Origin of the sequence: Brevibacillus jepli (assembly GCF_047229145.1) — a bacterium.
GTDB lineage: Bacteria > Bacillota > Bacilli > Brevibacillales > Brevibacillaceae > Brevibacillus.
Genome location: NZ_JBFEFW010000005.1, coordinates 218,553 through 235,036, shown reverse-complemented (window position 1 = coordinate 235,036; position 16,484 = coordinate 218,553). Strand labels below are relative to the sequence as shown.

The following is a 16,484-nucleotide window of genomic DNA, read 5'->3' as shown; positions in this document are numbered from 1 at the left end:
AGGCGATCGTTCGTCGGTCGCCTCCCTACTCTAAAGAAGATCTTACGCAAAAATAGAAGCAGCTTACGAATGGGTAGGAAGGAGATGCAAGAGATGAATTACAGAGATCGCATTTTTCAACAAGAGGGAGCCAGTTTCCCGGGAAAGACATACGTGGAGGCCGTTTTAGAGCCTGCATTTAACGAAGCGAAGCATCATTTGCTGCATCCGATGATGACGATTAACAAGGCACATCTGATCATGCTGCGCGAACAAGAATTACTCACAGACGATGAGGCTAAAAGAATTGCGGGTGCATTGTGTGGGATCGAAATGGAAGAGCTGCGCCAATCGCATTACACCGGGCAGTTTGAAGATTTGTTCTTTCAGGTAGAGAGCCGGTTGTTGGAGCTGGCCCCTGATGTAGCAGGAAATCTGCATCTGGCACGCAGTCGCAACGACATGGGGATTACGATTTACCGCATGGTGCTGCGTGAAAAATTGTTGGTGACCCTGGCTTCTGCCCTCTATCTGAAAGAGCATTTGCTCCTCTTTGCAAATGAGCATGTTGAAACGGTCATGATTGGCTACACACACACACAACAAGCTCAGCCGACAACAATGGCACATTACATCATGGCAGCTACTGACATGCTCAGTCGTGATATCAAGCGACTGATCCAAGCCTATCACACAGTCAATCGCTCACCGATGGGGGCAGCAGCCTTGACGACTTCTGGCTTTGCAATCAGCCGGGAGCGGATGCGTGAATTGCTCGGATTTGATGAGTTGGTGGAAAATTCCTATGATGCTGTCTGCGGCGCGGATTATTTGGGTGAAGTAGCAACAGCGGTTCAATTGGCAGCGATTAATTTGGGGCGTACCGTTCAAGATATGCTGTTGTGGTGCACACAAGAATTCGCGGGATTGAAAGTCGCGAGTCCATACGTGCAGATCAGCTCGATCATGCCACAAAAACGAAATCCGGTTTCCTTTGAGCATATGCGTTCCCTGTTGTCCAGTGCCGCAGGTAACGCGACGACTGTACTTACGATGATGCACAATACGCCTTTTGGCGACATCGTGGATACGGAAGATGACATGCAGCCTTACGCGTGGCGCAGTATGGGCGTTCTGGAGCAGATGTACCGCTTGATGGCGTGCGTCGTGGGTACGATGGAAGTGAACAAGGACGTACTCCTGGAGCGGGCAAAAGGCAGCTTTGCTACCGTAACAGAGCTGGCGGATACATTGGTGCGCACGGATCGACTCTCCTTCCGCAAATCTCATCACATCGTAAGTCGTGTGGTAAAAGAAGCGATGAGCGAGCAGCTTGCAGCGAATCAGATCAGCCTAGAGCTGGTAAACCGTGCAGCAGTGGAGGTGATCGGCCGGGAGCTGTCGCTCACAGCAGAAGAGCTGAGATTGGCACTTGACCCGGTACATTTCGTAATGCTCCGCAAGCTTCCTGGGGGGCCAAATCCAGACGAAATCAAGCGCATGATCGCAGAGCGCAGAGCTGTTCTCCAGAAGGAAACAGAATGGCTGGAGGAGAAAAAGCAGGCGATTGCGAATGTGATGAAAGGGCTAGATCAGATGACAGCCGAATGGAGTGTGGGGTAATGGCAGTGGTGCGAATACCTCTTCTGGCAGTGGACGGAGGGGGCACCAAGTGTCTGGCGGTACTGGTGGACCGCTCCAGAAACGAAGTCGGTGCAGGGCGCTCCGGCTCATGCAATTATCAGGGGATCGGAGAGGAAGCCGCAGCTCGCGAATTGGTCGCAGCGATCCAGCAGGCGTTTGACGATGCAATTGCTCGTGATACAGTCGCCCCATTTGTGAGCGGCACTCCGACTCCGAATGGTTCAATGGAATGGGAAATTGAGTGCGCGGTGTTCGGGCTCGCTGGCTTGGACACGGAGTATGATCGTCAGGTGATCTCGCGAATGGTGAGCAAGGTGCTGCACCAGCTCGGCATTCGCGTCCAGCATCTGATAGTGGAAAACGACGGATTTGCGGCATTGCTCGGTGCAACCGGAGGCAAGCCCGGCATTCTGGTTATCGCAGGAACAGGCTCGATTGCCTTTGGTGTCAACGATGAACAGGAAACGGCTCGTGCAGGAGGCTGGGGGCATCGGGTTGGTGACGAGGGTAGTGGATATTGGATCGGGAAGCAAGCGATCATGGCGGTGTTAAAAGCAGCAGATGGTCGCGGCGAACCGACTGTATTGAAGGAGCTGCTCCTTCCTCACGTAGGCCTGGGACGTGTAGATGAATTGTTTAACTGGACGTACAGTGAGCATTATTCCGTAGAGAAGGTAGGAGAGCTGTCGCCATTGGTCAGTCAAGCGGCACTTGCCGGAGACAAGGTGGCGGCAGCGATCCTGCAGGTAGCTGGCGAAGAGCTTTTCGATGCTGCTCGGGCTGTCATTGATACGCTGCAAATGAAAGCCAAGCCGTTTCTGATGATCATGCAGGGGGGCGTTTTGCAAAACGATGATCGCGTGCGAGAGATCGTCGTAGAGCGCGTCCGAGGGTACGCTTCGCAGGTCGTCATCGAAAACGCGCAAAACGATCCGATATACGGTGTCATAGCAAAAGGATTGGCTTATTTAGAACGCCAATCCGGCAGTAAGTGAGGTGCAAGAAATGAAAAGAGTGATGGTCGTCTTTCCCCATCCCGACGATGAGTCTTTTGCCTGTGGGGGGACGTTGGCAAAGTGCAAGGACGCTGGGTATGAAACGTGTTATTTGTGCATTACCTCCGGCTGCAAAGGACGCAGCGGTCCATTCGATATCGATTGCAGAGAAAAGCTGGCAAAACATCGAGAGCTGGAGCTGAAAACAGCGGCGGAAGTACTCGGGATCAGTCGTCTCGACTTATTCCGGTACCCGGATGGCTCCTTGCAAAATGCCGATCTGGATGAGCTGGTGAACAGGATTCGCAAAGCGATTGAAGATTGGAAGCCTAATGTCGTCGTCACGTTTCCACCGGATGGCGTGACGGGTCATCCCGATCATATCGTCACGTGCGAGGCGACGACACGGGCGGTCGAACAAGCGGAGGCGAGCATGGTTCCAGCGGAATATCCTGATTTGTACTATGTTTCGATCCCACACTATTACGATCATTGCCCGGATCATGGCCCAAAGCCGGCCGTTCCGATTACAGGCAAGGTCGATATCTCGGGCTATCGGGCGCAAAAAGGAGAGGCGCTGCGGGCTCACCTCAGTCAGGAGTATTCCGTGAATCGCGCTTACCCGGGAGTTATCGATGGGGATTTTGGCGTCATTGGCTGCTATGAGTATTTTACTTTGGTGCGGTCAGCGGGGAAGTCTGTCGATCCTGAGAGTGGAACTGGCGGTATTCCTGTCATTGAATTATAGTCGAGAAAAAAATCAGGCTGACCAGCATGCTTCTCGCTCGTCAGCCTGATTTTTTTGTCAACTCCCGACTACATTTCCATTAATCAGCTCAAAACTCCCGATAAAAATCGTCACGACGCTTGTACGGACGGTTCCGATAAAATTCAAGGTCGTATCCCCACAGTGCCACACATTCTTGACCAAAAGAGATTCTCGACTCTGCTGATGGTTCGTTCCCACCAAGTTCTTTGTGCGTGATTACTTTAACGTATTGACAATCTCCGTGTTTTCCATCATATCTACAGCTTATTGAAGTCTCTTTTATGATCTTTAACATATTGTTCAAAGGTGATGGGTTGATGAGTTAGAATTTTTTCTAGATCATGAGTTATCTTTTTTGCGGTACCAAACCTAGTCATCGTGTAGAGTATCGTCATCACGTTTGCGAAGCCCTTTGGCATGCCTCGTTTAATACTTGTTTTTCGAAATGAAAAAACATTTGGGTTTTTATATACGATTTTCCGACCTAGAATTCTAGACATTATGGTAGCAACTTCATCATAGCTTAGGGCTTCGGGACCGGTTAATTCATATTTCTTATTCTCGTGTTCTGTACGGGTAAGACAAACCGCAGCAGCTTCACCTATATCACGTGTATCAATGAAACTCGTCTTTGCCTTTCCTACAGGTATGTACAATTCGTTGCGAATCGTAATATCTTCACGGTGTGTGGTATTCAAATTCTGCATAAAGAAGCTTGGACGCAAAAAAGTGTAGGTAAAGCCTAATTCAAGGATCAAATTTTCAATTTTGTAATGTGGAACAACAGGATTCTTTTCCACGCCAATTAAAGATACGAATACAATGTGCTCAACTCCAGCCGATTTAGCAGCTTTCAGGAAGGGGAGCATTTCCTTTTTTGGTTTTGCTAGTTGGGGCGGGCGTATTAAGAAGATTTTATTTATGTCCTTGAGCGCTGCTGGATAGGTGGAGGGCTGAAGGAAATCAAATGGTGTCATTTCTAAATTGGGATGCGGTTGAAAAAATGTTCTTGCCCTCTCAATATTGGTCACTGCGGCTCGAACCTTTGCCTCTCGTTTGAGTAGCTCAGTTACAACATAACTCCCGATATTCCCTGTAGATCCTGTTACCAATATGGTGGTCATATCGACTCCTCCCCAGAATTTAGTTTTTAGCACTTAGTTAGTACACTTTCTACAAGATTAGAGAGCGAAACTGCTTTGCTTCCTTTGGATTATCAAATTGAAGCTCATGCAAAACAAAGTCGGGCGCAGTAAGTACGTTTATTGATATGGTTCATGATTTTGATAGGGTCTGAAATAATATCTACGCGATTGTCGTCAGCGGACCAATAGATGAACGTCCAGCTTCCGTTTTACGCCATCGACATGACCGATACCATACAGCAAATAAAGAGGAGAAGCCTTACAATTTTCATGTAAACCTCCTTTTTTAATCAAACTAAACCACAATCGCCTCCACTTCAATCTCGACGAGTAAACGCGGATCAATCAATGCTTTGACCTCCACCATCGTAGCGACAGGCTGAACCTCGCGGAAAAACTCGCCATGCGCCTTCCCGATCTCTTCCCATTTACTGATATCCGTAACAAATATCCGCGTTCTGACGACATGAGACATATCTGCATGTAATTCCCGTAATGCTTTTTCAATCGTCTCCAAAATGAATCTGGTTTGCTCATAGGCATTCCCTATACCAACGACTTCTCCGTCCTTCATGGCGGTTGTGCCTGCGACTTCGATCCGGTCACCTATGCGGATTGCCCGACAATAACCGACGATTGGTTCCCACGGGGAGCCCGTGAATACTTTCTTTCGTTCCATCATACAAACACCATCCCTTTTTATAATAATTGGAATATACTACAAGAAAGAGCGTAGGAGGAACTGGCTATGGACTTTTTTCTCACTCTTTTTTCCAAGTACAAATGCTTGATCTACACAGCCATTGGGCATGAAGAGTACTTACGTGTCGCGTATCAATTGGAGGCGCATGGCATTCGTTTTCGGACACGCTCTCACTCCAATGCACCCCGTCATTTTGGTTGCGATATGGCCATGTTTCCCCACGAAGATCGTGTGCAGTACGACATCTACGTGGCAAAAGAAGACGAACATCGCGTCCATTCCGCGATTCATTCCCGGTGAGGGATGCCTGTACGAACCGTGACAACCTCCATTATAATGAGTGAGAAAAGTAAGAAAATGGTGGTTTCAAGGAGGAAGCAAAGTGTCCGTATTAGAAGCACTCAAAAGCAGAAGAGCTGTTCGCAACTATATTCCAAAAGAAGTAGAAACAGAAAAAATCAAGGCACTGCTAGATTGCGCGGTGTTGGCGCCAAACGACCGTCTGCGTCAGCCGTGGCATTTTTACGTGATCAGAGGAGAGGCGAAGCTGCGGTTCGAAGAGATCGCGAAGCAGTTTTTGGTAGAGCGCTTTCCGACCAAGCCGAATCTCGTACAGGATTCCTTGGCAGTCTTGGAAAAGACACCGCTCGTCATCGTCGCGACAGCAGATGTGATCCCGGGCGATGAAGCATCCTCGGAGGATAATGAATATGCAGTATGCTGCGCGATTCACTCCATGTGGCTCGCAGCCAAGGAGCTCGGACTGGGCATGGTATGGCGCACGAGAGGCGTCGGCTTGGTTCGCGACGAGCGCTTGCTGCAATTCCTCGGATCGCCTGAAAATAAAAAGGTCGTGGGCACGTTGTTTATTGGGTATCCCGAAGTAGATGCACCTGAGACCAGTCGGGTAGCAGCGGAAGAGAAGACGACCTGGATGTAATTAGTAGAATAGCAATCCAGAAGAAGCCTCCGAGTATATATGGCGATTATCATAAAGACAAGAAGCACCATCACTTTGTGGAAGCGGAGGACTATTCATGAATCAACAAGTAACGGATTATATCCAAAACATAACCAATGAATCTCAGGTAGAGGTTTGCAATCGCATTCGCCAGCTCATCCATGAAAACATCCCGAATGTAGAAGAGCAGGTAAAGTATAAACAAGCTTTTTACTCCATCCAGGGCAAACAAGCATGCGTGTTTTTTCCGGCAAAGGGCTGGATTAACGTAACGCTGTTTCAAGCGGCGAATCTGGCTGCGCCAGCGGGATTTTTCGAGAAGTCTGACCATGCTGATCGGAAGACCATCAAAATTCGGGACGGAAAAGAATTTGATTTTGATGTCCTTGCAGGTCTTCTCAAAAAATTGGGTGAAGCACAGTAGTTTGTTGCAACTAAGTCTCCCCGCGAACGTATAAATGGTAAAGGTTTAACCGTACATATCGAGGGGAGCTGTTTGATTATGTTTGGAAAGCTTGCGGCAGACGCGCTTGGCTTGAGCAATGTAGGTATCGTGGTAAAACCATCCGATTATGACAAGGTGGACGCTGATGATTACATCATGCACGAGGATAATGAGAAAATCTATTTCTTGATCAAATCAAAGTCCGATGAGTATTGCTTCACCAACCTGGGACTGGTTCATCTGGATGGAACGAGCGCCACCAGCAAAAAGCGCATGCTGCGCCGCTTCTCCTACCACACCCACCAAATCTCCAACGTCTATCTGGAAACAGCCGGAACTGTCGATTTGGATGTGGAAATCAAGTTCACCATGGGGAATGAGCACTACTCCATTGATGTAAATAAAAAGCATCTGGAAGAGCTAAAAGACCTCTACAAAGCACTTTTGCAGATCGCATCCATTACGCACGAAAACGAAATCGCGCTCCATCACGCAAAAGAAAGCCTCCACGTCGCCCAAAGCACTCTCGGCCGCGTAACAGGCCAGCAAGCAGACGTCGCTGCGCAATTCAAAGCACTCAACCAATACACCTTTGACTGGCTGACGGACATCCGCGCCAAGTACGTCGTGAAAGATTTTGGGAAAGTCTTTGAAAAGTACATTCATAACTAAACAGGAAGAGCCTCTTTGAAAGAGGCTCTTTTATATTCAAGCGAAATCTTCGCCAAGCTCCTACTCTTACGTGTAGTCCAAACCGAGCAACCCAAGCAGCTGTACGGGAAGGCGTGTCACATGTTTGGAAGGAGACCGCCCGAACAAAGTGAGGAAAAAGGCGACTGGAAAACATGTGGCACGCCTTCCTCCCGACCACTACAGCCTGAAGACCAAGCTCTTTCGAGCTCTACTCCTTGTGCAAAAGCTTGCCGATCTTGAGCGCCAGCTGGATTTGGAGCAGCTCCTCCGAGTTTTTCAAATCCATGTTCAAAATCTCTTTGATTTTCTCAATCCGATAAATAAACGTATTGCGGTGAATGAACATCGCTTTCGCCGCTTCGCTGACGTTTTGATTGTACAGAAAGTAATTGTCCAAGGTCACCATGAGGCTCGTGCCGAGCTCTTGATCATGCTCGTACAGCTTCCCCAAACGCTTCAAGAAGAAGTCTTCCAGCTCGATGTCCTTAATGTTGGAATCCAGGAAATGATAGACGGAGTAATCATCAAAATGAGAGACGTCACCCTTGCTATTGAACTTCTGCATCAGGCGGATCGCTTCATGTGCTTCAGAAAAGCTTTTATGCAGCGAAGCGATGTTTTTATACTGACGTCCTACCCCAATAAAGAACAAGGTTTTCTTGATTTTATCCACGAGAGCGTTGTACAGCTCATTGGCGAATTGCTTGGCTTCACTTGCTGACACCACGGGTTTTTGCTCATTTTGTCCGATGAGGATGATAATCCGGTTGTTCCGATAAAAGCATGTGATTTCTCCAGGAGCTTTACTCGAATGGTCATAGACGAGATCCACACATCTTTTGGCGATTCGATCCAGCTCATACTTGCGATCGATGATATCCTCCAAATTTTCCAGCTCCACAGGCTCGATATTAATGACCATACAAAAATACATGTAGCTCGATTGCAGTCCGTGCAAATCACATAAGGTTTGCAGCGAGTCAGACGAGGTGATTTTTCCCGTTAACAAGTCATCGAAAAAGTCTTGTCTGATCTTCAGCTTCACTTCCTCGATTTCCCTCGCCTTGATCCGCTCCAGCGCCACGATCGTGGATGCTTGCTCCAGCACGATGTAGTCAAATTCAGTCAGCTCCCAAACGGTTTGCCAGACGACGATGTATCCGTAGATGTGATTGGCAACGGCAACAGGAAGAATCCTGCATTTGATCTCATAATCCTTTGCGTGGTAAATACGCTTGATCGACTTTTTGATCTGGCTAATATTTTTCGGGACAGAATCTGTGAAGTCACGGGTAAAAACAGGTCTGTTTTTGATCAAGGTCAGGCATGAGTCGAGCGGAATCGGATTGTGCCAGATTTCCGTGTAATGGAGTAGATGCCAGTCCTGATCGAGAATAAGGATCGGGTTGTTGATCGTCTCGGACAGCTCGGAGGCAATACGATCGAGTCCTCCACCTTCGAGAGCAATGCGAAATAGCGCGTTATGCATGTCCAAAGTTTTGCGGTTCAACAAATCATAACGCCCGGAGGCTTTCTCATTAATAATCGCAATCACTTTAGACAGCGTGTATTCAAAAGGCAGGGCCAAGAGTGGCAGCCCGTATTTGTTGGCATGATCAATCATGTTTTGCGGGATTTGATCGAAATAGCGGTGCATCTTGATAACGAGCCCGGAGCAGTTGATCTCTGCCAGTTCCTTGATGATTTTATTTTGCAGCTCGGGATTGTCCTTGAAAATATATCCGGTAGAGAGCAGTAATTCATTGGAAGACAGCCAGTCAAAAGCATCCGGGTTTTCCATAATATTGACGATGGAGATAACGTTATTGATGCCTTGCTCCCCGGCGATGATTTTGATGCCGTCTATGGATTGGATAGTAAGCAAATCTTTAATGGTCAGCACCCTGTTCACTCCTTTGCCACAAAGGGATTCCTGTAATTGTGCAATGTGCACAAGTGAACGTCAATTTTTTTAGTTTCCATACACAATGACGATTCCATTCATCCTGTCTAAAATAATGATGTAAGTAAGAGTGCTTGTCTAATTGTTTTTTAATAGAGCAGCGCGGAGCCAATCTTGGCGGGTTGTTCAATCACGAGATCATGGAGGGCTTACTATGACAGACAAAAGCGTAGTACAAGCATTTCTCGAGGCAGCGGCTGAGGGGAATATCGAAGCACTGAAAAAGCATCTGGAGCAGGGCTTAGATATTAACGCAAGAAACAGACAAAAGCGTACAGCGATTCTGACTGCTGCTATGAACGACAAATTGGAAGCGGTATCGTTTTTGGTAGAAGCGGGTGCAGATGTAGATTTGCAGGATGAGACATGCTTCAACCCGTTTCTGTTCGGTTGCATCAACAACAAGCTGGAACTCGTCAAAATGATGATCAAGGCAGGAACAAACCTGGAGCTGTTGACTCGTTTTGGTGGAGTAGGGATTACACCAGCTTCTGAAAAAGGTCATGTAGAAATCGTGCGTGAGCTGGTAACAACAACGGACATCAATGTGAATCACACCAACTTTGTTGGCTGGACACCACTCATCGAAGCAATCATCCTGGGTGATGGCGGCGAAAAACAGCAAACGATCATCAAATTGTTAATTGAGCATGGTGCAAACGTGCACATGGTAGATAAATACGGCGTAACACCGCTTGAGCTTGCAAGAAGAAAAGGCTACACCGAAATCGAGCAAATTCTGCTTGCAGCAGGAGCGAAGTAAAGCGTCCCATGTACATCCAGGCGCTGTCTGGCGATGCCGGTTTCCTTGAGCGTTTGGCACGAGCAAACTTTAGCGGGACCGTACACAGTATTTTTGAGCGAACGATCAATCTGACATGCAGCGAAAACGGGGAATTGTACACCATTGGCAATCGTCAGCTAGACAATGCACCGAACACGCTCATCATTGATGTACAAGGCTTTTCAGAGCTGGGGCTGTCCGTTCATGCTCCGGTCATTACGGAAGAGAACACGCTCGTTATCGGAGCGGATTTACGAATATGGATTCAGCAAGCAACAAAGTGGGAAGGTGAGCTTCCTTCCTATCCTTGTGACATAGAAGGCGTAGAGGTATTGCGAAGAAATTTGGCGTTCACGAAGAACTACGTGGACGTACACGGCAAGACGGGGGGCATGAAAATGTCCTCCCAACCTGCCAGTCCGTTTGAGAAAGAGATGTCCCGTATGCTGATCGAGCGTGCAGGCATGCTTTCCGACGAACTGGCGAACAACCGCATAGAGTCAGCTACTCAGCATGCGATAAGTCTTATCGGACTGGGGCCAGGGTTAACACCCTCGGGTGACGATTTTTTAGTGGGATTGTGTAGTGTATACAAGTTGCAAAACATTTCCTGTAGTTTGTCATGCCCATTTTTCGATGAAATCGTCCGTTCGTCCGAAACATTCACGAACGAAATCAGTGCGATTACGCTGAAAAAAGCTGCCAGCGGACAAGTAAGAGAGTCACTCCAAAATTTGCTTTCGTGCATGGTGGCAGGCTCCTTGGAAGAGCTTGTCCCTGCCTTGGATAAAATCGTCGGAATCGGCTCCTCGTCGGGAACAGATATCCTGCTTGGCATTCTATGCGGTTTGGAACGAAATCTAGAAGCTGGAGGTAACGTATGTCTACCAAAGTCGTAATCAAGCAAAGCACGTATTTTGACTCGGTATCCTTGATGTCTCTATCTACAAAAGCGAATCAAATTGAAGGTGTCGAACAAGCGGTTATCGCGATGGGCACCGACATGAACAAAGAGGTATTGAAAAACGTTGGTTTACTCACCCCTGAACTGGAAGCAGCGAAAACGAGCGACCTGATGATCGTGGTGAAGGCGGCGACAGACGAGCTGTGCGAAAGCGCTCTCATCGCTATCGAGGAACTGTTCAAGAAAAAAGGCGGCAGCAAATCAGCAACAGAGATTAAATACTCCACGATTGATTCAGCAGCAGCCAGCATCCCAGAGGCAAACCTCGCAGTGATTTCGGTAAACGGTGCTTTCGCGGCGAGAGAAGCGAGAAAAGCATTGGAAAACGACCTGCACGTCATGCTGTTCAGCGACAACGTGAGCATCGAGGATGAAATCGCCCTCAAGCAATTCGCGCATGAAAAAGGCCTCTTGATGATGGGACCTGACTGCGGTACTGCGATTATTGGCAATGTGGCACTGTGCTTCGGAAACGCCGTGAGAAAAGGCAACATCGGAATCGTAGGTGCATCTGGTACAGGAAGCCAAGAGGTGAGCGTGCGTATTCACGACTTCGGCGGCGGTATCACGCAGCTGATCGGTACAGGCGGTCGCGACCTCTCCGAGCAAGTCGGCGGCATCATGATGCTCGACGGAATCAAAGCGCTGGAAGAGGATGAGGCGACGAAGGTCATCGTGCTCATTTCCAAGCCACCAGCACCAAGCGTTCAAGAAAAAGTGCTGGCACAAGTGAAGAACAGCAAAAAGCCAGTCGTCGTGTACTTCATCGGTGGAGACGAAGCAGCGGTTGTACAAGCTGGGGGGCATTTTGCCAAGACAAGCAAAGAGGCAGCCATCAAGGCAGTTGTGCTGGCTGGCGCCAACGAAGACGAGCTCAACAAGCGCGCACTTAACTGGCCGCTGATTGAAGAAGTGCGGGCCAAGCTGACACCGGAACAAAAATACGTTCGCGGATTGTTCTGCGGCGGAACACTGTGCGATGAAGCGATGTACCTCGCGATGGACAAGTATGAAGACGTATACAGCAACATCCAGAAGAAGGCGGACTACAAGCTGAAAAACATCCATGAGAGCAAGGCTCACACCTACCTCGATATGGGCGATGACGACTTTACAAACGGCAAGCCGCATCCAATGATCGATCCGTCCTTGCGCATTGCAAGATTTATGGAAGAAGCAAAAGATCCTTCTGTCGGCGTCATTCTGATGGACTTCATTTTGGGCTTCGGTTCTCACGAAGATCCTGTAGGCGTGATGCTGCCAGCGATCATCGAAGCAAAAGCGCAGGCTGCCAAGGAAGGCAGACATCTGGAAATCCTGGGCTATGTGCTGGGTACCGACCTCGATACCCCGAACTTCGATGAGCAAGTGAAGAAGCTGATGGATGCGGGTGTCACGATTGCGAGCAGCAGCACGAACGCGGGTCTTCTTGCTAGAGAATTTGTTGCGAAAGGGGAATAATCATGAGCAAAATCAATGAGCTGTTTAACGGGAAAATTCATGCGATCAACGTAGGGATCGAGTTTTTCAAAGACGATATCATCAAGCAAAATGCGAATGCGTCTCATCTGGATTGGAAGCCGCCAGGCGGTGGAAAGCTTGAGCTGATCAACGCTCTCGACAGACTGGAAAATGCGGCTGTCGCTCGGAAAATCGCAGCGGCAAACAAGCTGGCGGTAGAGCGCATCATCAACTCCCAGCCGATGCTCGTTGGCTTCGACCAAGCGATCAATGTGGTACCAGGCATGACAAAAACCACGATTCTGCACGCAGGTCCGCCCATTACTTGGGACAAAATGTGCGGCGCGATGAAAGGTGCGGTAACCGGCGCAATCGTATTCGAGGGCTTGGCCAAAGACATCGAGGAAGCTGAACAGGTAGCTGCTTCCGGTGCAATCACGTTCTCTCCATGCCACGAACACAACTGCGTAGGTTCCATGGCAGGTGTGACATCCGCGTCGATGTTCATGCATGTGGTGAAAAACAAAACATACGGCAACGTCGCGTACACCAACCTGAGTGAGCAAATGGCCAAAATTCTTCGGATGGGTGCCAACGATGAAAGCGTCATCGCCCGTCTGAACTGGATGCGCGATGTATTGGGACCAATGCTGCGTGATGCAATGAAAATCGCTGGTGAAATTGATCTGCGTCTCATGCTGGCGCAAGCGCTGCACATGGGCGATGAATGCCATAACCGCAACAACGCAGGTACGAGCCTGTTGATTCAAGCTCTGACTCCGTACATTTTGGAGACAGATTTTACAAAAGAACAAAAACGCGAAGTATTCGATTTCGTAGCGAGCAGCGACTACTTCTCCGGTCCAACATGGATGGCGATGTGCAAATGCGCGCTGGATGCAGCACATGGAATCGAGAACAGCACGATTGTCACTACGATGGCGCGTAATGGGGTAGAGTTCGGTATTCGCGTGAGCGGCATGGCAGGCAACACTTGGTTCACAGGACCTGCACAAAAGGTAATCGGTCCGATGTTTGCAGGCTACAAGCCAGAGGATTCCGGCTTGGATATCGGGGACAGTGCGATCACTGAAACGTACGGAATCGGCGGCTTCGCGATGGCGGCAGCACCTGCGATTGTCGCGCTCGTAGGCGGAACGGTTGAAGAAGCGATTGGCTTCTCTACGACAATGAAGGAAATCACGACAGCCGACAATCCAAACGTCACGATTCCACTCCTGGACTTCCGTGGAGTACCAACAGGAATCGATATTCGTCAGGTGATTCAAACAGGCATTCTGCCGATCATTAATACGGCGATTGCTCATAAAGACGCAGGCATCGGCATGATCGGTGCGGGTATTACGTATCCACCAATGGAAGCTTTTGAAAAGGCATTGCTCGCAGTGACGGAAACGATTAGCGAATAGCTTTTCATCCTAGGTGACTCAGCTTTCGCAGCAAAAGAAGGTTGCGAAAGCTGGGTTGAATGAGGAAGGTGAATGAACATGGGACAGGCAAACGTAAAGGAATCATATGAAGAATTCAAGTCCTATGGATACGCGGACGATATTTTGCCAAAGACCTCCGAAAATCGAGATTGGGGCACCTTTAACTACGTGACCGTGTGGATGGGCGCTGTGCACAATCTTATGTCGTACATGACTGTAGCCGGATTCTTTGTCCTCGGATTATCCGTTCCGCAAGTCTTGTGGGCAGTCATGATTGCTGCCTTGATTGTTTCGGCTGGCTATGTGTTGAATGGCTATGCGGGACAGAAGTACGGGATTGGCTATTCGATGCTTTTGCGCAGCTCCTTTGGTGTAAAAGGTTCGATCATTCCTGCTATATGTCGTGGGCTTATCGCTGGTGTTGTGTTTTTTGGGACAAAACAATTATTGGCGCACAATCCTTTAATGTTATTTTTGAGAAAATATTCCCGGGCTATATGAATATGGTTCCAGGCTTTGATTTTCTCGGATTAGACTTCCCGACCATGCTTTCTTATGTGATCCTCTGGGTCATTACAGTTGGATTGTTTTTAGGTGGAATGAAAATTCTCAGTCTGTTTAGTAAATGGTCTTCGCCGATCATCTATATTTTCATCGTGGGTGCAGCGATTTGGGCGATCAGCGTTGCTGGAGGATTTGGTCCGATCTTTGCCTATGCTCCTGCCAAACCGATGGAGAATTGGCTTGTATTTATCGCATGTGTAAGTGCATTGGTATCGAACTGGGGTGGCCCGATTGTCAATATTGCAGACCTTACGCAACGGGCAAAACACCCGAAAGCTCCGATGATTGGTCTGCCGCTTGGGATGATTGCATCCTACATCCTGTTTGGAATTACGTGTGTAGGATTGTTGGTTGGAACGCAAATCGCATTTGGCATCACAGACTTTAATGTAGTCGCTGCCATTGATCAAATTGGGAATCCTGTTGCCGTGATTATCTTGTTGCTGGCACTGAATATAGGTTCGACGAGCTATGTTGTGTTTGGAAATTTACTTCCATCTGGGCTGCAAATGACAGCGCTTCTTCCGAAAATGTTTACAGTGAAATCAGCGGCTATCTTAACAGCTGTATTGGGGACTGTCATTTTACCTTGGAAGCTGGTGGACGGCACGGCCGCTCTGTATATGTTCTATAGCTTTATCGGCTCCATGTACGGTCCGATTACGGGGATCATGCTGGTCAGTTTCTTCATGGAAAGAAAAAGAAAGCTGGATTTAGCTGCTATCTACGTAAAACCAGGTGAAAACGGGGAATACAAAAACGGTTTTAATATGGTGGCATGCGGCGTATTGATCGTCAGCTTCTTGATTACGTTATCCGGCTCTTTCTTGCCGAATGTGCCACTGTTGGCAAATATCAGCAAGTCAGCGTTCCTTAGCGGGACGATCATATCCGGCGTCTTATATGCACTGTGCTATAAACGGAACAAAACAAGCACGATCACGCAGAGAGAAACAGCTGCAAAAGTATCTTAACAAAGGGAGAAGTGCCCAGTGGAAAAACTCGTTATTGTTGCAATCGGCGGCAACTCATTAGTTAAAGATAATGGTCGCAACACGATTCAAGACCAGTATGAAGCCGTATGTGAAACCGCAGCAAATATCGCAGATATGGTGCAAGAAGGGTACAACGTTGTCGTTACCCATGGCAATGGACCGCAGGTTGGGTTTGCTTTGCAAAGATGCGAAATTGCCAATGAAGTGTCCGGGATGCCTACGATCCCTCTGGTCAATTGCGTGGCGGATACGCAGGGGGGAATCGGCTATCAAATCCAGCAGGCACTCACCAACGAATTTGCCAAAAGAGGGATCAATAAAAAAGTGGCGAGCGTCATCACACAGGTAGAAGTCAGCAAGGATGATCCGAACTTTGATAATCCAACGAAGCCGGTCGGCTCCTTCTTCACGCTGGAGCAGTCGGAAGAGATGCGCAAAGAGCATCCGGACTGGGTATTTATTGAGGATTCTGGTCGCGGCTACAGAAGAGTGGTTCCTTCCCCGAAGCCAATCGACATCGTGGAAAAAGACGCAATCAAATCGTTGATCGAAGCGGGATATGTGGTAGTCGCTGTTGGCGGCGGCGGTATTCCGGTTGTGAAAACGGGCGAAAATACGTACGATGGGATTGATGCTGTCATCGACAAGGACTTTGCCACCAGCTTGCTGGCAGAGCAAATTGATGCACAGACCTTGATCATTACGACGGGTGTTCCGCAGGTATGCATTAACTTCGGCAAGCCGAATCAAAAGGCGCTGGAGCGCATCACGGTAGAGGAAACGAAGCAATACGTTCGTGAAGAGCACTTCGCAAAAGGCAGCATGCTGCCAAAAATTGAAGCCAGCTTAAGCTTCTTGGAGAAAAACGGGTCAAGCGTGATCATCACGAACCCGGAGAGCTTAAAGGATGCGATTACGAACAAAGCAGGGACACACATCGTAAAATAATGGCCTCTTAAGGGAGGATG

General features: G+C 48.5%; 15 protein-coding genes and 1 pseudogene. 13 read left to right on the top strand and 3 right to left on the bottom strand.

Annotation, left to right across the window (positions count from 1 at the left end):
* Nucleotides 1-93 precede the first annotated feature (93 nt).
* The 3 genes from argH to AB1L17_RS08025 are packed head-to-tail and all read left to right on the top strand — an operon-like array spanning nt 94 to nt 3,366.
* Nucleotides 94-1,602, top strand: a complete 1,509-nt coding sequence (argH, locus tag AB1L17_RS08035; RefSeq protein ID WP_412846522.1) for an argininosuccinate lyase — start codon at nt 94-96, stop codon at nt 1,600-1,602.
* Nucleotides 1,602-2,618 (top strand): N-acetylglucosamine kinase, encoded by a 1,017-nt coding sequence (locus AB1L17_RS08030; RefSeq protein WP_412846521.1) that lies wholly within the window; start codon nt 1,602-1,604, stop codon nt 2,616-2,618. Before argH ends, AB1L17_RS08030 begins: the two co-directional genes overlap by 1 nt.
* Nucleotides 2,619-2,628: 10 nt before the next feature.
* Entirely contained in the window at nt 2,629-3,366 is a 738-nt protein-coding gene (locus AB1L17_RS08025; protein ID WP_412846520.1) for a PIG-L deacetylase family protein, read from the top strand.
* 278 nt (nt 3,367-3,644) lie between these two features.
* Here AB1L17_RS08025 and AB1L17_RS08020 read toward each other — a convergent pair whose 3' ends face one another.
* Both AB1L17_RS08020 and AB1L17_RS08015 read right to left on the bottom strand, forming a co-directional pair.
* A complete protein-coding gene (locus AB1L17_RS08020; RefSeq protein ID WP_412846519.1) occupies nt 3,645-4,511 on the bottom strand; it encodes an SDR family oxidoreductase in 867 nt (288 codons plus the stop codon).
* Between the two features lie 316 nt (nt 4,512-4,827).
* Nucleotides 4,828-5,211 (bottom strand): RidA family protein, encoded by a 384-nt coding sequence (locus AB1L17_RS08015; protein ID WP_412846573.1) that lies wholly within the window; start codon nt 5,209-5,211, stop codon nt 4,828-4,830.
* A gap of 69 nt (nt 5,212-5,280) precedes the next feature.
* On the opposite strand from AB1L17_RS08015, the gene AB1L17_RS08010 reads away from it, so the two are divergent.
* The 4 genes from AB1L17_RS08010 to AB1L17_RS07995 all read left to right on the top strand — a co-directional run bounded on the left by AB1L17_RS08010 (nt 5,281) and on the right by AB1L17_RS07995 (nt 7,313).
* Nucleotides 5,281-5,535: a hypothetical protein gene (locus AB1L17_RS08010; protein WP_412846518.1), complete on the top strand. Its 255-nt coding sequence runs from the start codon at nt 5,281-5,283 to the stop codon at nt 5,533-5,535.
* A gap of 82 nt (nt 5,536-5,617) precedes the next feature.
* On the top strand, nt 5,618-6,175 hold the full coding sequence (locus tag AB1L17_RS08005; RefSeq protein WP_412846516.1) for a nitroreductase family protein: 558 nt from the start codon (nt 5,618-5,620) through the stop codon (nt 6,173-6,175).
* Between the two features lie 97 nt (nt 6,176-6,272).
* Complete coding sequence (locus AB1L17_RS08000) at nt 6,273-6,620, top strand: DUF1801 domain-containing protein (protein ID WP_412846515.1); 348 nt, start codon at nt 6,273-6,275, stop codon at nt 6,618-6,620.
* 78 nt (nt 6,621-6,698) lie between these two features.
* The gene (locus AB1L17_RS07995) at nt 6,699-7,313 is read left to right on the top strand and encodes a PH domain-containing protein (protein WP_412846514.1); all 615 of its coding nucleotides are present in this window, start codon (nt 6,699-6,701) and stop codon (nt 7,311-7,313) included.
* Nucleotides 7,314-7,542: 229 nt separating this feature from the next.
* Here the strand turns inward: AB1L17_RS07995 and AB1L17_RS07990 are convergent, their stop codons facing one another.
* Complete coding sequence (locus AB1L17_RS07990; protein ID WP_412846513.1) at nt 7,543-9,237, bottom strand: PucR family transcriptional regulator; 1,695 nt, start codon at nt 9,235-9,237, stop codon at nt 7,543-7,545.
* Between the two features lie 214 nt (nt 9,238-9,451).
* On the opposite strand from AB1L17_RS07990, the gene AB1L17_RS07985 reads away from it, so the two are divergent.
* The 6 genes and pseudogenes from AB1L17_RS07985 (at nt 9,452) to arcC (ending at nt 16,464) form a co-directional block, all read left to right on the top strand.
* Nucleotides 9,452-10,060, top strand: a complete 609-nt coding sequence (locus AB1L17_RS07985) for an ankyrin repeat domain-containing protein (protein ID WP_412846511.1) — start codon at nt 9,452-9,454, stop codon at nt 10,058-10,060.
* A gap of 8 nt (nt 10,061-10,068) precedes the next feature.
* A complete protein-coding gene (locus AB1L17_RS07980; protein ID WP_412846510.1) occupies nt 10,069-10,980 on the top strand; it encodes an oxamate carbamoyltransferase subunit AllH family protein in 912 nt (303 codons plus the stop codon).
* Nucleotides 10,962-12,506 carry an acyl-CoA synthetase FdrA gene (fdrA, locus tag AB1L17_RS07975; protein ID WP_412846509.1) on the top strand — a complete coding sequence of 515 codons (1,545 nt, stop codon included), beginning with the start codon at nt 10,962-10,964 and terminating at the stop codon, nt 12,504-12,506. The genes AB1L17_RS07980 and fdrA overlap by 19 nt, the downstream gene beginning before the upstream one ends.
* A 2-nt stretch (nt 12,507-12,508) precedes the next feature.
* A complete protein-coding gene (locus tag AB1L17_RS07970; protein ID WP_412846507.1) occupies nt 12,509-13,936 on the top strand; it encodes a YlbE family protein in 1,428 nt (475 codons plus the stop codon).
* Nucleotides 13,937-14,014: 78 nt separating this feature from the next.
* Nucleotides 14,015-15,495, top strand: a pseudogene (locus tag AB1L17_RS07965) (cytosine permease).
* 18 nt (nt 15,496-15,513) lie between these two features.
* The gene (gene arcC, locus AB1L17_RS07960) at nt 15,514-16,464 is read left to right on the top strand and encodes a carbamate kinase (RefSeq protein ID WP_412846506.1); all 951 of its coding nucleotides are present in this window, start codon (nt 15,514-15,516) and stop codon (nt 16,462-16,464) included.
* The last annotated feature ends 20 nt before the right edge of the window (nt 16,465-16,484 follow it).